The 22614-nt window shown below is 42.2% G+C and carries 15 protein-coding genes; 11 read left to right on the forward strand and 4 right to left on the reverse strand.

Features of this window, described 5'->3' with window-relative positions; all coding sequences use genetic code 11:
- Nucleotide 1: 1 nt before the first annotated feature.
- Nucleotides 2-3085: a SusC/RagA family TonB-linked outer membrane protein gene (locus tag ABFX33_RS22325; protein WP_346088348.1), complete on the reverse strand. Its 3084-nt coding sequence runs from the start codon at nucleotides 3083-3085 to the stop codon at nucleotides 2-4.
- Nucleotides 3086-3398: 313 nt separating this feature from the next.
- On the opposite strand from ABFX33_RS22325, the gene ABFX33_RS22330 reads away from it, so the two are divergent.
- Both ABFX33_RS22330 and ABFX33_RS22335 read left to right on the forward strand, forming a co-directional pair.
- Nucleotides 3399-6407 (forward strand): SusC/RagA family TonB-linked outer membrane protein, encoded by a 3009-nt coding sequence (locus ABFX33_RS22330; RefSeq protein ID WP_346088350.1) that lies wholly within the window; start codon nucleotides 3399-3401, stop codon nucleotides 6405-6407.
- Nucleotides 6408-6505: 98 nt separating this feature from the next.
- Entirely contained in the window at nucleotides 6506-7801 is a 1296-nt protein-coding gene (locus tag ABFX33_RS22335; RefSeq protein ID WP_346088352.1) for a RagB/SusD family nutrient uptake outer membrane protein, read from the forward strand.
- A 33-nt stretch (nucleotides 7802-7834) separates the two neighbouring features.
- On the opposite strand, the gene ABFX33_RS22340 is transcribed toward ABFX33_RS22335, so the two are convergent.
- Complete coding sequence (locus ABFX33_RS22340) at nucleotides 7835-8389, reverse strand: acyl-CoA thioesterase (RefSeq protein WP_346088354.1); 555 nt, start codon at nucleotides 8387-8389, stop codon at nucleotides 7835-7837.
- A gap of 47 nt (nucleotides 8390-8436) precedes the next feature.
- Between ABFX33_RS22340 and ABFX33_RS22345 the strand changes: the two genes are divergently transcribed.
- Nucleotides 8437-8589, forward strand: coding sequence for a hypothetical protein (locus tag ABFX33_RS22345; protein ID WP_346088356.1), 153 nt, complete (start codon nucleotides 8437-8439; stop codon nucleotides 8587-8589).
- A 17-nt stretch (nucleotides 8590-8606) separates the two neighbouring features.
- Here the strand turns inward: ABFX33_RS22345 and ABFX33_RS22350 are convergent, their stop codons facing one another.
- Nucleotides 8607-10238, reverse strand: coding sequence for a glycoside hydrolase family 10-like protein (locus ABFX33_RS22350; protein WP_346088358.1), 1632 nt, complete (start codon nucleotides 10236-10238; stop codon nucleotides 8607-8609).
- A gap of 173 nt (nucleotides 10239-10411) precedes the next feature.
- Nucleotides 10412-11572 (reverse strand): N-acetylglucosamine-6-phosphate deacetylase, encoded by a 1161-nt coding sequence (nagA, locus tag ABFX33_RS22355; protein ID WP_346088360.1) that lies wholly within the window; start codon nucleotides 11570-11572, stop codon nucleotides 10412-10414.
- A gap of 231 nt (nucleotides 11573-11803) precedes the next feature.
- On the opposite strand from nagA, the gene ABFX33_RS22360 reads away from it, so the two are divergent.
- From ABFX33_RS22360 to recG, 8 genes are all read left to right on the forward strand, one after another.
- A complete protein-coding gene (locus ABFX33_RS22360; RefSeq protein WP_306429691.1) occupies nucleotides 11804-11935 on the forward strand; it encodes a DUF6728 family protein in 132 nt (43 codons plus the stop codon).
- A gap of 10 nt (nucleotides 11936-11945) precedes the next feature.
- A complete protein-coding gene (locus tag ABFX33_RS22365) occupies nucleotides 11946-12332 on the forward strand; it encodes a RidA family protein (RefSeq protein WP_346088363.1) in 387 nt (128 codons plus the stop codon).
- Nucleotides 12333-12335: 3 nt separating this feature from the next.
- On the forward strand, nucleotides 12336-13247 hold the full coding sequence (locus tag ABFX33_RS22370; protein WP_346088365.1) for an EamA family transporter: 912 nt from the start codon (nucleotides 12336-12338) through the stop codon (nucleotides 13245-13247).
- 71 nt (nucleotides 13248-13318) lie between these two features.
- Nucleotides 13319-14038, forward strand: coding sequence for a hypothetical protein (locus ABFX33_RS22375; RefSeq protein WP_346088367.1), 720 nt, complete (start codon nucleotides 13319-13321; stop codon nucleotides 14036-14038).
- 523 nt (nucleotides 14039-14561) lie between these two features.
- The gene (locus tag ABFX33_RS22380) at nucleotides 14562-17621 is read left to right on the forward strand and encodes a SusC/RagA family TonB-linked outer membrane protein (protein ID WP_346088369.1); all 3060 of its coding nucleotides are present in this window, start codon (nucleotides 14562-14564) and stop codon (nucleotides 17619-17621) included.
- A gap of 10 nt (nucleotides 17622-17631) precedes the next feature.
- Nucleotides 17632-19302 carry a RagB/SusD family nutrient uptake outer membrane protein gene (locus tag ABFX33_RS22385; RefSeq protein ID WP_346088371.1) on the forward strand — a complete coding sequence of 557 codons (1671 nt, stop codon included), beginning with the start codon at nucleotides 17632-17634 and terminating at the stop codon, nucleotides 19300-19302.
- Between the two features lie 212 nt (nucleotides 19303-19514).
- Nucleotides 19515-19925, forward strand: coding sequence for a hypothetical protein (locus ABFX33_RS22390; protein ID WP_346088373.1), 411 nt, complete (start codon nucleotides 19515-19517; stop codon nucleotides 19923-19925).
- 176 nt (nucleotides 19926-20101) lie between these two features.
- A complete protein-coding gene (recG, locus tag ABFX33_RS22395; RefSeq protein ID WP_120260350.1) occupies nucleotides 20102-22207 on the forward strand; it encodes an ATP-dependent DNA helicase RecG in 2106 nt (701 codons plus the stop codon).
- The last annotated feature ends 407 nt before the right edge of the window (nucleotides 22208-22614 follow it).

Here is a 22614-nt window from a genome sequence, read left to right on the forward strand (position 1 = left end):
ATTAGAATTTTAAATTAACACCAAACGTCACACTCTTCGTATTAGGCACCCCAGCATAATCCACCCCAACAGAACCGGAGCCCCTTACACCAGCGCCAGCAGCGCTGACCTCTGGATCCATACCTGAATAATTTGTAAACAACAATAAATTAGTCGCATTCAGTGTAAAGTTCGCCCCCTTGATCCACTTCACGCTCTGGAAGACAGAACTTGGCAAATCATAAGACAAGTTAACAGAACGTAAACGCAACCAATTCACTGTTTCGACAAAATTCGCGGTTTGTTGTGCATAGATATTTTGATAATAATATTGGTCCAAAGTAATCTCCCGCGTAACTTGCTCGAGTTGTTTTGTTGCCGGATTAGTAGCAACCCCAGTTAGCAACATTTTATCACCTCTATTTTCAGTATTTTTACTCAGACCGTAGTACGCTAGCTGATATTCTGTTCCATTCAATATATCTCCCCCTTTTCTAAAATCAAATAAAAACGAAAGGTTCCAATTTTTATATGTGAAACTATTATTCAATCCGCCCAAGAATTTAGGTTCACGATTTCCAACCTGATAAGTTGCATTCCCATCCGATGACGGATATCCTGTAGTCCAATCTAACAATAATTCACCATTTTCATTTGTTCTCCATTTTTTACCACTTATCCCCATGAAGTCACCATCATTAAAGGAAGCTGCTTTACCATCCGCAACCTGAACATCTGTTACATATAATATCGCTAACCCCCCAGGTAAAGCATTTACTTTGCCTTTATTATGAGACATATTCAATGCTAGATCCCACGAAAAATTTTCTCTTTTTATTGGTGTAGCATTGATTGTCAGCTCTAAACCTTTATTCTGCAAATTACCTGCATTTACATATTGAAAGATACCCCCAGTAGCATTATCAACTCTTGGAGACAGGATCTGATCTACGGACTTATTATTGTAATAAGTAAATTCAACACCCAAGCGATTGCGCAAAAATTTCAAATCCGTACCGATCTCAAAAGATTGTGTTTTTTCAGGCTTAAGATTCGAATTCCCTAAAGTCCATGAGTTACGGAAACCTCCTCCTATAGTATTCTGTGGAATCTCAAGATAAGAGTTTGTTTGATAAGCTGGCGCATCCTTACCTACTTCTGCCCAAGAAGCCCTTAACTTACCATATGTAAAAACATCATTTTTTGGCAGTAATTCAGAAAAGATCAAACTTCCACTAAAAGAAGGATACATAAATGACCGATTCTGTATTGGCAAGGTTGAGGACCAGTCATTCCTCAGCGTCGCACCTAAGTACGCAAAATTTTTATAGCCAACCTTAAAATCTCCGAATACCCCTAATCGGCGAATTTGGGTCAGGTTATCATAAACAAATTTGTCTTTATCGGCCGCATTATTAAACGCATAAAAGTTCGGCAAAATAAACCGTTGCGCTTTAGTCGCATTAGTTTTAGTATTTAAGTCTTCTGTAGCAACCCCCAGTAATAAACTCAAATCCCAATTTTGGGCCACTACTTTATGCGCATTCAGCAAGAAGTTATGGTTTGTAAACGTATACTGGGTAACATTTTGTGACAACATCCCTTTTTGATATTGTTCCACAACAGATGATCCCGCTGAAATTTTTGAAGTATAGGTTGAGGTATAATTATCCAATCCTAACCGATAGGTAAAATCTAACCAATCGGTGAATTTAGCATTCGTATAGAAAGTTCCCAGAAACCTGTTTGTTTTATCCGTTTGCGGATTCATATTAACAGTCCAATACGGATTATCAATATTTGCTTCCAGGGAAATCGCCGGAAGCAATAAATTTTGACTACCGTCAGCGTTCTGCCAGTTCTTCATATTAGCATTACGTGGATAAGCAATAATAGATTCCAAATAACCATTACCTCCTGTTCCCCACAGCCCCGTCCCAGTCAAAGTTTTAGTTGTTTTACTCTGTGAGAAAGCCGCATTACCTCCAAAAGTCATTATCCCTAAACGCTGTTCTCCGTTTAAACGAAAGTTTGTTCGATCATAATCTGTTGTCGGAATAATTCCCGTCTGTTTGAGATTACCTCCTGACAAATAAAAGTTACCATTTTTATTACCACCGGTTACATTAAAATTGTTGTCATAGGTATAACCAGTCTTAAAGAAGTCACGCAAATTATCATAAACTGTCTCACCATCAGCAAATTTATTCCCCCAAGAAAAGTTACTATTTGGATCGACAGTTCCGGACAAACTAGTCCCCTGTTTGTAAATTCCTTGTTGTTTCGGTAATTTATTTACCCAATTTGCACTTACACGCGAGTTTACCCCTATTGAAACGGCACCATCTTTACCTTTTTTCGTCGTAATCACTATCGCTCCGGCCGCTGCTCGAATACCGTACAAAGCCGCCGCAGTCGGCCCTTTGAGAACAGAGATAGATTCAATATCTTCTGGATTTATATCCATCGCCCTATTTCCTGAGGTTGTCGAAATATTCGTTGAACCATCAAATGCAGACATATCTCCGACACCTGTCGAATTGTCTATCGGCATACCATCAATGACAAATAAAGGTTGATTATCTCGCTCTAGGGAAGTTCCCCCACGGATAATAATAGAAGCTGAAGCTCCCGGGGCGCCCCCAGAATTCGTAATATTTAAACCAGCAATCTTTCCATTCAATGAATTGATTACATTCGGATTCTTATTCTTCATCAATTCATCAGCCTTGATATCTTGAACAGCATAACCTAAAGCTTTCTTCTCCTTCTTAATCCCCATTGCCGTGACAACAACCTCCTCTAAAGCTTCTTCACTGCCTGACAAAGCAATATTGACGGTAGCATCCGTACCAACAGCTTGTTGTTGTTCTTTAGAACCCACAGCCCTAAAGATCAAAATATCCCCGGGCTCGGCTTTAATCGTAAAACTTCCATCTGGATTAGTTTGTGTGCTGACAGGTTTACCTTTGATGCTGACAGTAACATTTGCCATAGACCCACCATCTGAGGCATTCGTCACCTTACCTGTAATCGTTTTGGTCTGTGCCCATAAACTGGTAGATAGCATCACTCCTGAACAGAATAAGAGTAATTTTTTATTCATGGTATTTAGTTAGTTGTTAATAACTGATCATAACGGGAGGTTCCAGCCCGAGGTTTACACCAATTATAATACAATACTATAAAAAGCAGTTTAGTTATGCAAGTTTATGCATAAGTATTTGAAAAAGAATTAAAAATAATCGAACTACCGCATCCCCAAACAGCAAAACACCCCAGAAATACACTTAAAAAACACATAAAAACGCAAAATATAGCAAGAAAATTACAAAACAGCATAGACAAGCTATTTAAAATCCTATATTTATATCAAATAAGACCACAATAGGCATTCTATTGGCTTAAAATCTGAATTTATGATAAAACACTTACTAACCAGCAAAGCACCTTATCGCTATTATGCGCTTTTAATGCTGCTCGGAGCAAGCTCCGCCGCATTAGCACAGCAAAAAAATTACACGATCAAAGGTAAAGTGACAGATTCCCGCACCGGACAATCTGTCCCCGGAACAACCATTAAACTCAAAGGAACTAACCAGTCCGTTAGCACCAATGCCAATGGAGAGTTTACATTAACCACATCCATCAATCCTGGAAAGTACGATCTTGTATTATCCAATGTAGGCTATGCTCCGACTACGACCAGCATCGAACTGGGAAACCAGACAACCCTTACCCTCACTCCAAGTCTCCAGGAGGATTTAGTACGGATGAATGAGGTAATTGTTATCGGTAACGCTGTTGGAACAAGCCGTAAGGTCTTAGGCAATGCCGTATCGACCGTCAACGCCAAGGATATTGCCAATAGTAATGCAACCTCCATTGACCAGGCCTTAACCGGAAAAGTCGCCGGCGCACTAATCTCCCAAAACTCCGGGAACCCTGCCGGCGGTATCAGCGTGCAATTACGCGGCCCTAGTTCCATCGTTGGGAGTGGCAGTCCACTGTATATTGTGGATGGTGTTATTGTCAACAACTCTTCTGCGGAGCTATTGGACCTAGGTGGCTATAGTCAAAACAGATTGGTCGACATCAATCCCGCTGACATTGAAAACTTTGAGATTATCAAAGGTGCCGCAGCGGCCGCCATCTATGGTTCCCGGGCCAGCAATGGTGTCGTGCTGATTACAACAAAAAAGGGAAAAGAAGGAAAACCTACTTTTACCTTTAGCTCAAGCCTGAAAACCTCTTCTTTACGAAAAAAACTTCCGTACAACACCTACAACAAAACATTTGTCAATACAACCGCTACCGATCTGACGCAAACTGATGTCACAAGATACGATTACCAGGACAAAATCTTTCAGACCGGTATTGGTACGGATAACAACATGTCTATTTCAGGTGGAACCGCCGGTACAAAATACTATATCAGTGGCACGTACCTCAATAATCAGGGGATTATCAAGAATACCGATTTTACCCGTGCTGGACTCCGCGCTCGTTTGGACCAAGATCTCAACTCCTGGCTGAAACTTGGTGCGGGGATGAATTATGTGTATAGCCATTCCAACGAAATACCTAATGGCGGTATGACCGAGGCTTATGGTGCATTAACAGGGTTTATTTTCAGCAATAATTTTATTAATCCCGAAAAAGACCAAAATGGGAAATACCCTTCCACAACACCTGTCGCTGTTGTAAAACGTACCAACCCATTAGAGGCGATTAACAACTTCAAGTTTGCACAACGCACAAGTCGCTTTATTGGAAATCTATCCTTACAGGCGAAACCTACTGAAGGGTTAACATTAAATTATGTGCTTGGTTTTGACAACACCAATTCTCTCGGGACAGCCTACATCCCACCAGGGAACACAACACCATCCTACGAGCAGGGCTACGCACAACGCGCAGACATCAGCACCTTTATGCTAAACAACGATTTTAATGCCTCTTACCAGACAAAGATTGGAGACTGGCTGGAGTCGACTTCCGGTGCGGGTCTAACTTTTCAAACTGAAAAAAACATGTCGACCAACATGAAGGCCACACAAATGGGATATGGCGGTGAAACAGTCAATAATGGCGTCGTTGTACCAACGGAACTCCGCTCTGATATGAATATTTTCGGTGCCTTCTTCCAACAAACATTCGGGATCAAAGAGAAACTGTACCTAACAGGTGCTATTCGCTATGATATGTCCTCTGTTTTTGGAAGCGAGAATCGTAGCCAATTCTATCCAAAGGTAAGCGGAAGCTATGTCTTATCCAATGAACAATTCTGGCAGAATTCGGCCATCAACAATGTTTTCTCAAGTTTTAAGATTCGGGCCTCTTATGGTCAATCGGGAAACCTTACCGCATTGAGCCCCTTCAGTAGATACACCAATTATTCGCCGCTGAACACTGGCGGCATTAATGGAATTATTCCCACGGACCTCATGGGCAATGAAGGCGTAAAACCCGAACGTCAGGAAGAGTTCGAAGTAGGGACAGACCTCAGCATGTTCCATGATCGTTTAGGGCTAGAGTTTTCCTATTATCGAAAAAATGTCAAAGATCTCCTTATGAACATCAACTTGACACCTTCCACAGGTTATATGTCTCAATACGCAAACATTGGAACAATGACCAATCGGGGAATGGAGCTCTTATTACGAGGTGTCCCTATCCTAAAAGAAAACTTCAAATGGAATATTACGGCTGTTTACTCCCATAACAAAAACGTCGTCAATAATGTCCCAGGAGGAATATTAATGTACGCTGCCGGATTCGGGCAAGTTGCAGCAGTCAACGGATCCCCCTTAGGCGCCTTCTACGCGACTTACTTTGCTCGAAATGAGGATGGATCCATTTATCACAATGCGGCTGGTCTTCCGACAACAGCCAAAGTCGGAAAAGACAACAATGGTGTCCCTACAGGTGCCACACTTAAAAAAGTCATTGGCGACCCTAATCCAGACTGGACTGGATCCTTGATCAACGAAATCAATGTCGGATCAAAATGGACTTTTAGAGCTCAATTGGATGCCGTCGTCGGACAGGATGTCTTTAATTTCACCAGACGTGTCGGTGACCGTGACTTATATGGTGGTCTTGCAGGCTATGAACCAGAGCTACGTGGCGAAGTCCCCAAAGGCACCTCCGCAGCATTATTCTCCATTATGGAAAACTGGATTGAACAAGGATCCTTTGTCAAAGTAAGAGAAGTGTCCGCATCTTACAATTGGGCACGTCCAAACTCAAAGATTAAAAATATCCGTTTTTCTCTAGCTGGCCGCAATTTATTCTCTTTCGACAATTATAGCGGCTGGGATCCTGAAGTTAATGCTGCAGGCCAGAGCAATGCTGTCCGTGGATTCGATTTCGTTGAAGTTCCACTGCCAAGACAGGTTATTGCAGGAGTTAATCTAACATTTTAACTTAACAATATAGGATAACCATGATGTTTAGAGACCCTCGGATCGTTGAATGAATAAAACCATTCGCAGGTATTATATCATCCTTAAAAAATATTTCAATGAAAAAGATTTTCAACTATAAACTGTTCCTATTTGCAGCACTGGCCATGAGCCTCAATAGCTGTAAAATGGATGTCCCAAATATAAATCAACCAAGTGGAAGTGCTGTTCCAACAACTCGGGAAGGGATTATTGCCATTAGCGCGGGTTTACAGATGTACTATTCGACAAATGGGATAGCCGCAACTTATTTTTACCCCGCAGTCACAGCGCGTGAACTCAAAGGCGTTGCCACATTTACCAACACGTTAGAACTCGAAGCAGGAGGCACCGAATTACCCACTGCAAATGGAAATATTCTGACATTATGGTCCAGTATGCAAAAACTCCTTGGTATGAGTGAAAGTGTGCTGAACAACGCTTCATCTATCAGCACCTTAACGGGCGGAACACTATCCGGCACATTGGCAAATGCTCATTTATACAGAGCAATAGCACTTGGCGCACTGGCAACAAGTTTTGAAAAAGCGAATACACAGACTCAAAAGGATGGCAAAGTAGCTTTCGTTGATAGACAAGCTGTTCTTGCGGAAGCAATCAAATCCTTGAACACGGCAATTGCCCTGGTACAACAAACCCCCATATCATCGGAATTTACATCGACGGTAACGGGCTCAACCATTAACTTGCTGAATTGCCTACACGCTTTCAATGCTCGCTTCAACCTCATGGCCGGAAATTTCCAGCAGGCCTATAGCGAAGCTAACCTTGTTGATTTAACGAAGAAAAGTACGTTCACCTATACAGCAATAAGCGTTAACCCCCTTTGGAATCAGACCAGTATTTTGAAATATTACGTTGTTAGGGAAAACTTAGGCCTCCCGACAGGTCTATTTGAAACTGGTGATAAACGTCTTGACTTCTACACTAAACTTAATGGCACAACACTCCAGCTTAAAGGCTTTTCGGAGACACAGAATGGAGAAGTTCCCGTTTACTTACCCGACGAAATGAAACTGATCAAAGCCGAAGCCTTATTACGCAACAACGGTTCATTGACCGAGGCACGCGATCTGATCAATGAAGTTCGCACCCAAACGGCCGGCGATCTATTCAATGTCAACGCCGGGTTGCCCGCATATGCTGGAGCCATCAACAAAAATGATCTACTGCTCGAAGTCTATAAACAACGCTGTGCAGAATTGTTTATGTCAGGCTTACGACTGGAAGATAGCAGGCGATTTGGTCGTCCTGCCCCACCACAAAATACAGCCGAACGCAACCGGAATTTCTATCCTTACCCGGATCAGGAAAGAATCGGTAATCCGAATACACCTGCAGATCCAGAAATCTAAAAAAATAGCGGGCTATCACAACAAGATAACCCGCTATTTTTTTAATGCAATCCTGACATCATAATGCGCCCTGATATAAGCCTGTTGCTCTAAGGAGTCCCGCTCCAGATCATGAATCGCACGATCACGTTCTTTATCCACTTCCATCTTTACCACACAGCGATAAAAACGAAACACGTCTTTCTCATTCTCTAGAATCAACCGAGGCACCCGCGCAGGTTTACCCGTTTCATCTTTAGCGACCATGGTAAAATAAGAGGAGTTGCAATGTTTTGTTTCACCTGTTTGGATGTTCATTGCCTCCACCCGAATCCCCACCTCCATAGACGAATTGCCTACGTAATTAACCGAAGCGATCAAGGTCACCAGCTCGCCTACCTCAATCGGCTTCAAAAAATCAACCTTACCAACAGAAGCCGTCACACAATAATGTGCCGAAAACTTAGAGGCCACCGCAAAGGCTATTTGATCCATCAAGGACAAAATATAGCCTCCATGGATCTTTCCGCCAAAATTAGCATTGGATGGTAACATCAACTGTGAAATTCGGATCACCGAATCACTAACGGTTTTATATATCTCTTCCATATCCCTAAATTTACCCCAGACAGATTGAAATTCAAAACAAAATCACTGTGTTTCAGCAAATCCCACTATTTCTGATCAAAAAAAATACAAATCATCCCGATCAACCGAAATCTACCGGAATGATATCCGAAGATGAGGATTTAACCATCCGTAAAAAGAAACGAGGGCTATCCGAACAGATTCAGATAGCCCTCGTTTAAATCATATAAAAATGTCGCTATTTTACCTTTTCAGCAATATAAGGACTTTCATTGCTCAAACGATCGATCGCTTTAACCGCAACATATTGCAGTTTTTTATTATTCAATGTCGTCGGTACATCTTTCGTTGTTACGCCTGGTTCCAAGATCTCATACGTCCATTGACCACCATAGTTCAGGTATAACACCCATTTTGCCACCTGGTCCACTTGTTGATGCTGCCATTTCAAGAAAATATTATTCCCCTGTGGCGTCAGCAATAAGCTCGGTTTCAACAACGGGTTCGCATTGAGCCATGGTGTTGTTGGTACCAAGGCTTTAGTTTGATAAGGTCCATCCACAAGCGCCTGCGTCATTGCCGGATTTTTTGTTAGACCAGCCAAACTCCAGTGAATAACACCTTCACGATTATTCGGTAAAAGATCCCTTGCCGCAGCAACCTGATTGACAATCTCCTGTACATATTCCGGGCCACGTCTCCCAACGGTATTGATCCCCGGCCAAAGGTGACGACCCATTGTATTTTCACTTTCCCACCATTTCAACAAAGCCGTATAACTTTGCTTTGCCGGTTGGATAGGCCAATAAAGCTGTGGTGCAAAATAATCGATCCAGCCTTTGTTCAACCAAAGTTTAGCATCAGCATATAACATATCGTATTGACTTGATCCTTGTATTCCCGCAGGATAACCCGGTTTCCAGATCCCAAAAGGACTGATCCCAAATTTCACAAAGTTCTTTTCTTTTTTGATATCCTTGTAGATACGTTCGATAAAGGTATTCACGCTGTTTCTTCTAAAATCACCACGCGACAGGCTGCCACCATTACGTTTAAACTCATTATAGCTATCCGAATCCGGAAAGTCCTGGCCACCATTGTATTCAGCATAAGGATAGAAATAGTCATCAAAATGCACCCCATCAATATCATAGCGCTTAACAATATCCATGACCACACGGGCAGCATGATCCTGTGTCGACTGTTTTGATGGGTCAAACCAATAGTAGCCCTGTTTTAATTTCACAACAGATTCCGGCATCTTGCGTGCCATTGATGCCGAAGTCACCGCACCACCGGCGGTATGGTGCGCACGATAAGGGTTTAACCAAACATGAAGTTCGATCCCCCGTTTGTGTGCCTGTTCAACCCAAAATTCAAGTGGATCATAATAGGGTGATGGCGCCTGACCTTCAGTTCCTGTCAAAAAATAAGACCAAGGTTCAAGATCACTTTTATAAAAAGCATCCGCTGAAGGACGTACCTGGAAGACAACCGCATTAAAATTATTGTTCTTTAAAAAATCCAAAATACCGATCGCTTCCTGCTGCTGCTCAGCAGTACTAAGGTAATTTTTGCTCGGCCAGTTGATATTCGCAACGGAAGCAACCCAGGCAGCACGAAACTCGCGTGGCACAGCTGGAAGTTCAACAACGATATCCTTCTTCTTTTCAACAGCAGGCTGTTCTTTAGTCTCTTTAGTTTCGATTGTATTTTTCATCCGCTCTCTTTTTGGAATCGAAGGTGGATCTTTTTTTACAATTTCAACATTGGTCTTTGTATTAACAGGTTCTTCCTTCTTATTTTTCTTGGATGAACAAGAAGACAAAAGAAAGACTGCCGTAGCTAAAAATAATAAGGAACGTTTCATTAAGCGATAAAGTATAGTGTTTTTTTTCAAAATAACCCCCAAAACTAAGCTAAATTTCAATAGAAAAGAAATTTAGCTTTCTTTCATCCTTCTTAAAATATATTTCTATCAGATGAAAATCACAGCATATAAGTCAATTGCAGATTACAACGTAATCTACCCCAACAGGCTCATCAATAGCGCAGTTCCCCTTTGAAGATAACATGCTCCAACTTGAAGTCATCCGTAAACACGATGACATTGGCCATACTTCCTGTATTCAGGTTTCCGATATCGCTTCTTCCTAGTAGATTCGCCGGATAGGTTGTCGACATCCGGATCGCTTCGTCCAACGGAATCCCGACCTGCTGTACACAGTTTCTGATTCCTTCAAATAGGGAAATTGCTGCCCCCGAAATCGTGCCATCCGGCAAGGCGTAATAACCATCATTCAACACATGCTGATAGATCCCTTTATTGCATGCCGCGACAGCGTCAGTGATCATAAATAGACGGTCGCCCATTTGCTTTTTAGCAATTTTCACAGCTTCAAAGCTGACGTGATGTCCATCGACAATAATACTCGAACAGGCTCTGTGATGGTTAAAAACAGCTCCGACCAAACCCACCTCGCGATGATGCAATGGGGACATGGCGTTAAACAGATGTGTACTTGTCGGAATTCCCGCATCATAGCCATGAGTCCCTTCGGCAAAAGTAGCATTACTATGCCCTGCACTCAGCAACAACTGATACGTTTGTAAATACCTCAGCACCTCATCCGAAATACATTCGGGAGCAATCGTCATCATCTTGACAACCTGACTTCCCTCGAGCAGATCTTCGATCCGTTCTTTCGTCGGTGTTATAATCAGTTCTTCAGGATGAGCACCACGTTTTTTTGCATTCAAAAATGGACCTTCCAGATGCAGTCCCAAAAATGCATCATGATGATAATCTTCAGCAACGCGAATGGCTTCTTTAAATACTGGAATAGTATTCGTCGCCAAAGTCATCATATAGGAAGTCGTCCCCTTATCAATCAATCCATTGGAGATCCGTTCCAATGACGCGAGGCTAAGTTCAGCAGAATAAAGATCCGAACCATCGCCATATAGCTGCAGATCAACCAATCCGGCACAGATATTGGCACCTTTGACGTCAAGAGACTGATATCCCACTGGGATATCCTTATCATCGACGGTCCCGACTATTACCCCACCATCCAAAAGCAAAGCCTTCTTCTCTATAATTTCATTCCCGGTATAGATCTTACCACCTATTAATGCTGTTTTCTTCATCAAAATAATTTTTACATTTTTCCTTTTCAACGCTTCAAATGGGATACTTTTCATGCTGAATATATTGACTTACAATCCTCTCGAAAAGCTTCCGACATGAAATTCGCTGTAACAATCCGCATTGTAACATGTGTAGGCCTTTTCAGTATTTCCTTTCCTCGTAGGCTCAACAGCAAATTTTACACAGCATGCTTCTATTACTAAAGTTAGGATTTGTCTTCACGCTATCCCAAAGTTTTTACTTTTTAATTTTAACTTTTTAATTTACTGTCGTAACTTAGTTCCATGTACTTTTTCAGAAAGCGCAACGCTGACCGACCCACCAGTGGCAGTATCAAAGCCATGCATATCATTAATGCAACGGCTATTATTGTCTTTTTATTGGGGTTGATCTATAAAATATTTTTTTCATCCTAAACAAGCGACCATGTCAAAAAAAGAGATCTTAAATACAGACAAAGCTCCAGCAGCGATCGGCCCCTATAACCAAGCAATCAAAGCGGGAAATACCCTCTATGTATCCGGACAGATACCACTTGTTCCAGAGACCATGGAACTGATATCTTCAGGTGTAAAAGATGAAGCACATCAGGTTTTGAAAAATGTGGAAGCCATCTTAACAAATGCTGGATATACATTTCAGGATGTTGTCAAGGCCTCAATTTTTTTAAGTGATATGGGTAATTTTGCTCTCGTAAATGATGTTTATGCGGAATATTTCAAGGATGCACAACCGGCACGTGAGTGTGTAGCGGTGAAGACATTGCCAAAGAATGTCAATGTCGAAATTTCGGTCATTGCCTGGAAAGATTAGTCCGTGGAAAATAATAACGAAACTGTAAGCCGCGGAAAATATCTTTTCGCGGCTTTTTTGGCGCCCTTTATTTGGGGCTTCATGTCCATTCCTGTTCGGTGGATACGAGAATATCCTGCCGAAGATATTCTATATTTTAGGATCGTAACAGCCCTTGGAGTGCTGTGGCTCTATCTCCTATTATTTCAAAGAAAGACGCTGCGTGCAGATATTCAAAAGTTCAAAAACCTCCCACGGAACCGCAAAATTCAACAGACCGGTCTCACTATTCTCGCGTCCCTATTGATCTTCGGGAATTGGTTTACCTATATCTATGCCGTCAATCACATCAGCATCCAATCCGCGGCATTGGCCTATCTCACCTGCCCCTTGATCACCGCTGCAGCAGCCTATTTTATCTTAAAAGAAGAACTGCGCCCCTTGCAAAAGCTGGCCTTGCTCATTGCCTTTGGCAGTGTTTGTCTACTGGCCAAGGGCTCATTGAATGATGTTTTATGGGCCGCAACCATCGCGACCTGCTATGCCTTCTACCTTATTGTGCAGCGTATATCGACAGGTTTCAACAAACTTAACCAATTGGTCCTCCAATTGAGTATATGTGCGCTATTTGTTGTCCCGAAGCTGATCTATAATCACCACGACATCCCCACAGACCCTATTTTTTGGGGTACTATTTTACTGATCGCTGTTGTCTTCACCATTATCCCGCTTTTCCTGAGCATGTATGCATTGATCGGTATTTCCTCAACAACAACAGGTGTCCTATTATACATCAATCCAATCATTGCTTTCACGCTGGCCGCGACGTATTTTCAGGAACCGGTCCCTTTTGTCAAGTATGTCGCTTATGGCATTATATTGATGGCAATTGTTCTTTTCAACAGCAGTAATTTCCAACAGGTCAGGAAAAATTAGGCTAGGATGTAGCAAAGCGGATAGTATTTACGTATTTATTGCGTAAATAACCAATAAATTAAATACTGACCATGAAACATCACAAGTTATTGTACGTTGCATTATTTTTGTTTATCGCTTTAATTTCCTGTAAAAAAGAGAATCTTTCATCGGGATATTGGGAAGAATTGGCCATTAAAAAACGGAAGGAAATTGAACAGTTAATCACCTCAAAAAAAGCCACAGATAAGGAAGAATGGTATGTAAAAAAAGCACAAAATTACTGGTGCGGCGAGAGCTATTTTGCCATGCACAAGTCACTTGAAAAGGATTTCGACAGACTGTGGCAGGACTATCGGGATCTTGTAAAAAAGGGATTCGATGCTGGGATCAAAGAAGGCATTATTTATGAACCTTGTGACGATTACTATTGGTATGAATATTCACCATTGGAATTGGTTGTTGAGAATCAAAAAGCCAAATTAATTTTTGCACAAGATCTCTCTGCCGAAAAATGCCGGGAACTCCTCCCCGATCTTAAGAAAAAGATGGATGATTATCAAAATCAGCTTAACTGTACCGGTATTGACAAATGGGATGTTACCCCCATTCTAGGATGTTATAATACCTATTTACCCTTTTCTCGAGCTAATGACTACAGCGAAATAAAGAGAATAGTAAGCCTTTACAATGCGCTTTACCTAAGGCTATCCTCCTTAGAGCGTCCAGTTTGTACACAAGGCCCTACACCAAAGTTTAAATCGCTGACCTGTGAAAACGGAAAACCAAAGGTCAACTACACTTGGAATTAGACACTTACTCACGAAAAAATTTGACACGTCATCTGGTCTATCGTCGTGCGAGCTTGCTATAGCACAGCGATGATAAATCAGATGATGCATTTTGCTTCCCAAAATCATGCTTCAACTATTACTGAAAGGCTTCAACTATAAAATTTTGAGGCCTTTTGGTGTTTAATATATCCCCCAAAAGATACATTTTTGGCAGAGCACAAAAAATTACAAAACGATACATAACTAAAAATCAACTAATTAACATAAAAACCCCTAGTTTTGTATCAATTTTGTTTCTTAAAATTTTTGATTTTTAATCAACAGTAGTAAATTAGTATTAATTAAAGGAAATCACACTTTCCCTCACTCCTATCAATTGGGGTATTGAATAACATACAATAATCATTTATTTCGCTCTCCAGCTCTATTCAATATCGTTTTCCCTAACCGACATGCTAAATGGAATTAGCCCATTACCGTGGAAAATAACTTCTGTTGTGAAAATATGTATATAAAAAACTGAATATAACACATATACTACATGAATAACAAATTATACACTACACTGAGGATGTTGAGTATTGTTCCGACAATGCTTTTTTCAGCATCTTTACTACATGCGCAAAGCAGCCAAGTGAAAGGAACGGTTGTTGACGCAAAATCAAAAACTCCACTCGTGGGCGCTACCATTAAGGTATTGGGAACGTCCACAGCAAGTTCCACAGACAGTAAGGGAACATTTCAGATCAATGTAGACGATAAAAATCGTGTCCTGAACATCAGCACGATTGGCTACGAAAATAAGACAGTTACACTTGGACCGGGAGAAACAACGGTTACAATAAGCCTAGATGAGCAGACGCAACAGCTTGAAAGCGTTGTCGTCACGGCGCTGGGTATCAGCCGCGCACAGAAATCACTGACCTACTCTACACAACAGGTTAGTGGAGATGAACTGAACAAGGTTAAAAGTACCAACTTGGCCAACAACCTAAATGGTAAAGTAGCAGGGGTTAATATCGCTTCCAGCTCCTCAGGGCCAGGCGGCTCCGCAAAAGTCGTTTTACGTGGTAACAAATCTGCCTCCGGTAATAACCAAGTACTTTATGTTGTCGATGGTGTACCGATCAATAACCAAACTTTAGCCGGCCAACCAGATAATGTTTTCGGTGGTCAGCGCGATGGTGGCGACCCAATAGCTATGATTAACCCTGAAGATGTGGAAAATATCTCCGTATTAAAAGGAGCTTCAGCGGCAGCATTATATGGTAGCCAAGCCGCCAATGGTGTGATTTTGATTACAACCAAATCTGGAAAGCAAGGCCGCACAACAATTAACTTTTCATCAAGCGCCCAAATCGAACAAGCTGTATCAACACCAAAGTTTCAGAGCCAATATGGCCAAGGCTCTAAAGGCAAAAACAGTAATACAAGTGTATTTAGTTGGGGTGATAAAACGAATGGCGCTAACTATGATAATGTAGGTGAATTCTTCCGTACAGGAAGTAATTTCACAAATTCACTAACGCTATCTGGTGGTAATGAGAAAAATCAAACCTACTTTTCTTATGCCAATACCCTTGCAAAGGGAATACTACCAGAAAATGACCTGATGCGTCACAACTTCAATCTCAAAGAGAGTGCAACATTCTTTGATGATAAATTGACGGTTGAAGCAAGTGCAAACTACATTACACAAAAATTGGATAATGCACCTACTTCGGGCTTTTACTACAGTCCCTTAGTCGGCCTTTATCTTTTACCTCGAAGTTTGAATATTGCGGATTATAAAACTTACGAAAAATTTAATCCAAGTCGTAGTCTCAATGAGCAGAATTGGTTTACACTTTCGGATGATGAAACCACACAACAAAATCCCTGGTGGATTGCAAACCGGAATTCGACAAGATCGACCAGAAATCGCTTATTGTTGAACGGAAGTGCAAAATATAAAATCGCACCATGGATCAGCGTGCAGGCACGTGGTAGTGTAGACCGGACGAGTGAAGTTTGGGATAGAAAGGCATATGCCGGTACACAGAAAATTCTTGCCCGCGAAAATGGTGCATATAGCTACACAAATACCACCATTACACAACAGTATGGTGATGTCGTTGCTAATATGAACTTTAATGTTAGCGACAAACTGCAGATCACAGGATTGGTCGGTACAAGTATCACCGATTGGAAAACAGAAGGAACGGATTTCACGACAGGAAAAGATGGCTTGAAGGTTCCTAATCAATTCTTTATCCAAAATACAACCACACCTGTCACCTCCACATTATCTGCCAACCGCAGACAATTACAATCCGTATTTGCCTCCGCCAATTTAGCCTATGATAATTGGATCTATTTGGATCTGACGGCTCGTAATGACTGGTCAAGTACACTTGCTTTTACTGGCACAAAGTCGTTCTTCTATCCTTCAGCAGGTTTAGGAATTGTCTTGAATGACAAGCTAAACCTCCCTGAATTTGTCAATATGGCCAAGATTCGCGGTTCTTATGCAGTCGTAGGTAACGACCTTCCGCCTTATACAAGTTTATTAACAAACACAGTGAATCCTTATGCGGTATTAACCGTTAATGATATCGCCTTTTTGAAAACTTTAAAACCGGAAAAGACGAAGTCATTGGAAATCGGTACAGAATGGCGTATGTGGAATAATCGTCTGAATGTGGACCTGACCTACTACAAAACCAACACAACAAATCAGTTCTTTAAGGTAGCAGCAAGTCACGCTTCACTGAACAAACAATATGCGATCAATGCTGGAAATATCCAAAACCAGGGTATCGAAGCGTTGGTTTCATTGGATGCTATCAAGAATGATAATTTTACTTGGAACACAAGTGTAAACTTCACCTACAACAAAAACAAGATTATCGAACTTGCAGATGCTGTACCTGAATTTAATCTGACTGGAGAAGGTAGAAATAACTTTGCTTCCAAATTGGAAGTTGGAGGATCTTTCGGTGATATCTACGGACAGGATTTTGTACGCGATAACCAAGGCCGCATTATTATTTCTGCGGACGGAATTCCACAAAAAAACAACGTCTATACCAAACTTGGAAATTCCAATCCAATTTGGCAAATGGGCTGGAACAACAGCTTTAACTACAAGAACTTCAATTTAAGTTTCCTCATCGATGGCAAGTTCAACTATGACGTCATGTCGGTGACACAATCTTTACTTGACGGTTATGGTGTATCGAAAGTAACTGGTGATGCACGGGCGAATGGTGGTGTGATCGTCAATGGTGTAACACCAGATGGTAAAGCAGTCACAAAAGTGGATGCAGAGCAATGGTACACATCAACTGCTGGTATGGGGCCTGTGAGTAGCCAATATATCTATGACGGAACTGTAGTGAGATTGCGTGAGCTAACCTTTGGCTATGATTTTAACATTAAAGATAGCTTCTTCAAAAAACTTCGTGTCAATGCTGTCGGAAGAAACCTATTCTATATCTCGAAAAAGGCACCTTTCGATCCTGAAGTGACCATGTCTACGGGCAACGCACTAAGTGGTGTCGATATCTTTATGATGCCAGCAACACGTAACTATGGTCTAACATTAAACGCAACGTTCTAATAGAAATACAATGAAATTTACAATAAAAAATATATCAAAGTTCTCTCTTGCTCTATTAATTTTAGGAGGCGCTATGACGAGCTGCACCAAAAATTTTGAAGACTACAACAAAAACAATATTGGCGTTACAGATGAGGACTTAAAAGGAGACGGACAAGATCTTGTCATTTTCCTACGGAACGCTCAAATGTCTATTTATAATTTTTCAGGTGCTGGCGATCCAAACTCATATCAGGTACAACAGAATCTGAATGCAGATGTTTATTCAGGCTTCTTTATGTCGCCGACACCGTTCAATAGTGGACAGAACAACCTCAATTATGCTATGGTAAATGGCTGGAATGGCGAACCCTTCCAAGTATTATACCTCAATGTCATCAAGGCGATCGATAAACTGAAAAAGAATGGTCTTGCAGAAACATATCCAGCATTATGGGGTTCAGCCCTGGTCATCAAAGTAGAAGCGGCAAGCCGCGTTACGGATATCTATGGCCCCATTCCCTACAGCCAGGTAGGTACATCCAATACTATTCCGTACGACAAACAGTCCGATGTGTACAACAGCTTCTTTAAAGAACTTGATGAAGCGGTAACAGTATTGAAGGCCTATAAAGCAGATAGTCCAATGGCGGCAAAAATCGACCAGATTGATTTGGTTTTTCCAAATACCGATAATCAGGTAAGATTTAAAAATTGGTTGAAAATTGCCAACTCCCTGCGCTTACGCCTTGCGATGCGTCTGGTTAAAGTTGACCCACAGCTAGCAAAAACACAGGCAGAAAAAGCTTTGGATCCTGCAAATGGTGGTGTTTTGGAAAGCAATTCCGATAATTTCAAGGTTACCGTACCAACAGACGGAACCTATAGCAATCCACTTTGGTTTATCGCCAAAAACTGGGCCGATACGCGTATCAATGCTACGCTTTCGTCCTACATGGTCGGACTGAAAGATCCCCGGACCTCAAAATACATGTCTCCCGTTTCAAACGACCCTACACTGACATCAGTGGCAGGCCAATACATTGGTATTCGTACAGGTGCAGAGGGTATTGAAAAAGACAAATATCAAAAACTTTCAGCACTGAATACGGAAGGTACCACACCAACCTTCACCGCAAGTACAGCACCGATTCTAATGACGGCTGCAGAAGTTTACTTTTTACGTGCCGAAGCAGCTTTAAGAGGCTGGGGAAATACAGGCGGAACAGCACAGTCACTTTATGAGAAGGGCGTGGAGACTTCATTCGCACAGTGGGGTGTTTCATCAGCTCTAAGAACTTATTTGGATGATAACACAAGTACAGCTGCCGACTATAACGACCCATTCAATGCGGACAATAATGCAAAATCACCAAGTTCATTAACCATCAAGTGGAACGATGGCGCCACGAATGAGGAAAAACTGGAACGCATCATTACCCAAAAATGGTTGGCAATCTTCCCAGAAGGACAAGAGGCATGGAGCGAATTCCGTCGTACCGGATATCCACGTTTATTTCCTGTGGTTGTCAATAACAGCGGTGGGCTGATCGACACTAAAATACAGATCCGTCGTTTGCCGTTCCCTCAGAACGAATACAACACCAACAGAGCTGAAGTACAAAACGCAATATCACTTTTAGGTGGTCCTGACAATGGCGGTACCCGCCTTTGGTGGGATGTTGCGAAAGGAAATTTCTAAAAAGAATTCCCTGCAATACCGAAGCGGCTTAACCATATGGTTAAGCCGCTTTTTTTATCGTTCTGATCCTCTTTATCTCCGAATTCGTCGCTCGCCCTACGCTCTGGCACAAATCACCGCTTCTAAAAAATCACAGTCATGAGAAATTTTTAATCCTCTCTGTAGCACCAGCACAAAATTCTTCGTTCAGTCAGAAAACCAAATACGCTATTATGAAAAATCTGTCCGTCCTAGGCATTACCTCCCTGCTCGCATGTACGATGCTATTTGTTGTTTGTAAATCCGAATCCCATCTTGAAAACCCCTATAAAGAAAAAACCGAAAAGGAATTGGAAACACTTTCAAATGAAAAATACAGCAAAATTATAGCGCTGGCCAGCCCAAAAGAATGTTCCAATGCCGATGACTGGAAAATCATAGATATCCAGACCGTATGTGGTACCAGTCATATCGCCTACCACCACTCCGTTGATAAGACCATCTTACAGAACATGATCAATGACTATAATAGGCTCATGGAAATATACCAGCCCATGATGGCGCCAAGAATCAATTGCATTCCCTATCGAAAACCGCTAGATGTCATTTGCAAGGAAGGAAAGGCAACGATTAAATACGAATAAACCGATTCAAAACAGAAAACTTTACAAGCCTAAATTTATTGATCCTAAAAAAAACAGCATGTCAGATCGGTCGCCCAAATAGAAAAAAATCAGTTCAATGCAAGGATGGAAAGCCATTTGTGGAAGTATATAAATCGTAAAAATTAAATTTTTCGTATTTTAGCCACTCGAGAAGAATGGCTGAATTAAGTTTAATTACCCCGATAGAATACCTCAAAGGTGTAGGCCCCCAAAAGGCAGATGTGCTCAAGAAAGAGTTACAGGTATTTACCATTGGTGACCTCTTGACCCAATACCCTTTCCGTTATATCGACCGCACAGAATTCCACAAGATACGGAAGCTGCACCCCGATATGATGGCCGCACAGGTTTTGGGACGGCTGGTTTCACTACAGCTCGTGGGTGAGAAAAGAACCAAGCGTCTCGTGGGCTCATTCAAGGACGAAACCGGCTCCATGGAGCTCGTCTGGTTCCAGTCTATTCCCTGGCTCCAAAAGTCCCTGAAAGTAGGTTCGGCCTATATCATTTATGGCAAGCCCAGTGAATTTAATGGGCAGCTATCCATCACCCATCCTGAAATGGACCTGTACAATCCGCAGGTCAAACAGGCGGGCAACATGAGCTTACAGCCCGTCTATTCCTCCACGGAGAAACTCAAAAAATTCAATTTGGATACCAAAGGCATCCAACGCTTGCAGCAGACCGCATTGGAGACCGTATTTCGGAGTATCGGAGAAACGATACCCCAGGAAATAATGGCAAAACACCAGCTGGTTTCCCACCAGCAAGCCCTCGCGTCCATTCACTTTCCGAGCAACCAAAAGGAATTGAACCAGGCCATCAAGCGGATCAAATTTGAAGAACTATTTTTCATCCAGCTAAAACTGCTGAACAACAAACAACTGAACACGCAGAAATTCAGGGGTCAGCGTTTCAATAAAGTAGGCGAAAAGTTCAACACTTTTTTCAATGAGCGTCTTCCATTCCCGTTGACAGGTGCACAGAAACGCGTTGTTAAAGAAATCCGTATCGATACCAATACCGGCGCGCAGATGAACCGTCTGGTGCAGGGCGATGTGGGCTCCGGCAAAACGGTGGTTGCCCTGATGAGCATGCTGCTCGCCGTTGACAACGGCTTTCAGGCCTGTATGATGGCACCGACCGAGATCTTGGCCACACAGCATTACCATGGACTCAAACAGCTCGTCGGTGATGATCTTGTCAGTATCAAGCTGCTCACGGGATCAACCGGCACCAAAGAGCGGCGGCTGATCCATCAGGCCCTCGAAGAGGGCACGCTCGACATCTTGATTGGCACCCATGCGCTGATTGAAGATAAGGTGCAATTCAAGAATCTCGGCTTCGTCGTTATCGATGAACAACACCGTTTTGGTGTAGAGCAGCGCGCCAAGCTCTGGCGCAAGAATGTTATCCCACCGCATATGCTGGTCATGACAGCTACGCCCATTCCACGGACGCTAGCGATGACGATGTATGGGGATCTCGATATTTCGGTGATCGACGAACTCCCTGCCGGACGTAAACCGATTAAAACCGTGCATTTCTTTGAAAGCTCCCGTCTGCGGATGTTTGGCTTTATGCGGGAAGAAATCGCCAAGGGCAGACAGGTCTATCTGGTCTATCCCCTGATCAAAGAAAGTGAAAAACTGGATTTGATCTATCTAGAAGCGGGGCTAGAAAATTTGCAACGTGAATTTCCTCTCCCACAATATAAAATCAGTATTGTTCACGGCAAGATGCCCGTGAAGGATAAGGATTTTGAGATGCAACGTTTTGTAAAACACGAGACACAGATCATGGTGGCAACAACCGTAATTGAAGTCGGTGTCAATGTGCCTAACGCCTCGGTCATGGTCATTGAAAACTCCGAACGATTTGGTCTATCCCAGCTCCATCAATTACGGGGACGTGTGGGGCGTGGAGCCGAGCAGTCCTTTTGTATCCTAATGTCGGGCAATAAGCTCAGCAAAGAAGGACGCCTCCGACTGGATACCATGGTACGCACCAATGATGGCTTTGAAATTGCCGAAGTTGACCTGGAATTACGCGGCCCTGGGGATATCTCCGGCACACAGCAATCCGGTGTCCTCGACCTTAAGATGGCCAATCTGGCAACAGACCAGGCCTTATTGACCGAATGTAGAAACACTGTGATCGCCATATTCAAAGAAGACCCCACGCTTCAGAGCGAAAAAAACTACCTGCTCAGAAGCTTTTTGGCCCGAAAATCAGATGGCATTGCCTGGGACAAAATATCCTGATCATCAGCCACTCAGCAGTGCCGCGTTCAAATTCAAAACAAGAAGTGCCATATATTCGGCACAAACCAAATGATGGCACCTCCAGTGCTCATGAAAATGCTACATAAGCTGGGCATTCAGTTAACTATTTTCGCAATCCGAATCCCGATATCCTTCAAGGGGGACGATCAACAAGGGTCAGCGGTACTACCGCATATCGCATGCAAGCTTTTAAATGCTATTTCACTTCCCCTGAGACCAGATGATCAAAAATAAAGTAAACAGATCGTCATAAATAACTTATGGGCGAACAGCACTCAATTCATTTGTATATAAAATCAAAATTATTTATTTTTGCATCATTATGAACATGATATAGAAAATACCCCCTTCTTTTACTAGGCAAAAGATGGCGACTGACCGCTTAC

The organism is Sphingobacterium ginsenosidimutans (assembly GCF_039536865.1).
Taxonomy (GTDB): Bacteria; Bacteroidota; Bacteroidia; order Sphingobacteriales; family Sphingobacteriaceae; genus Sphingobacterium; species Sphingobacterium detergens.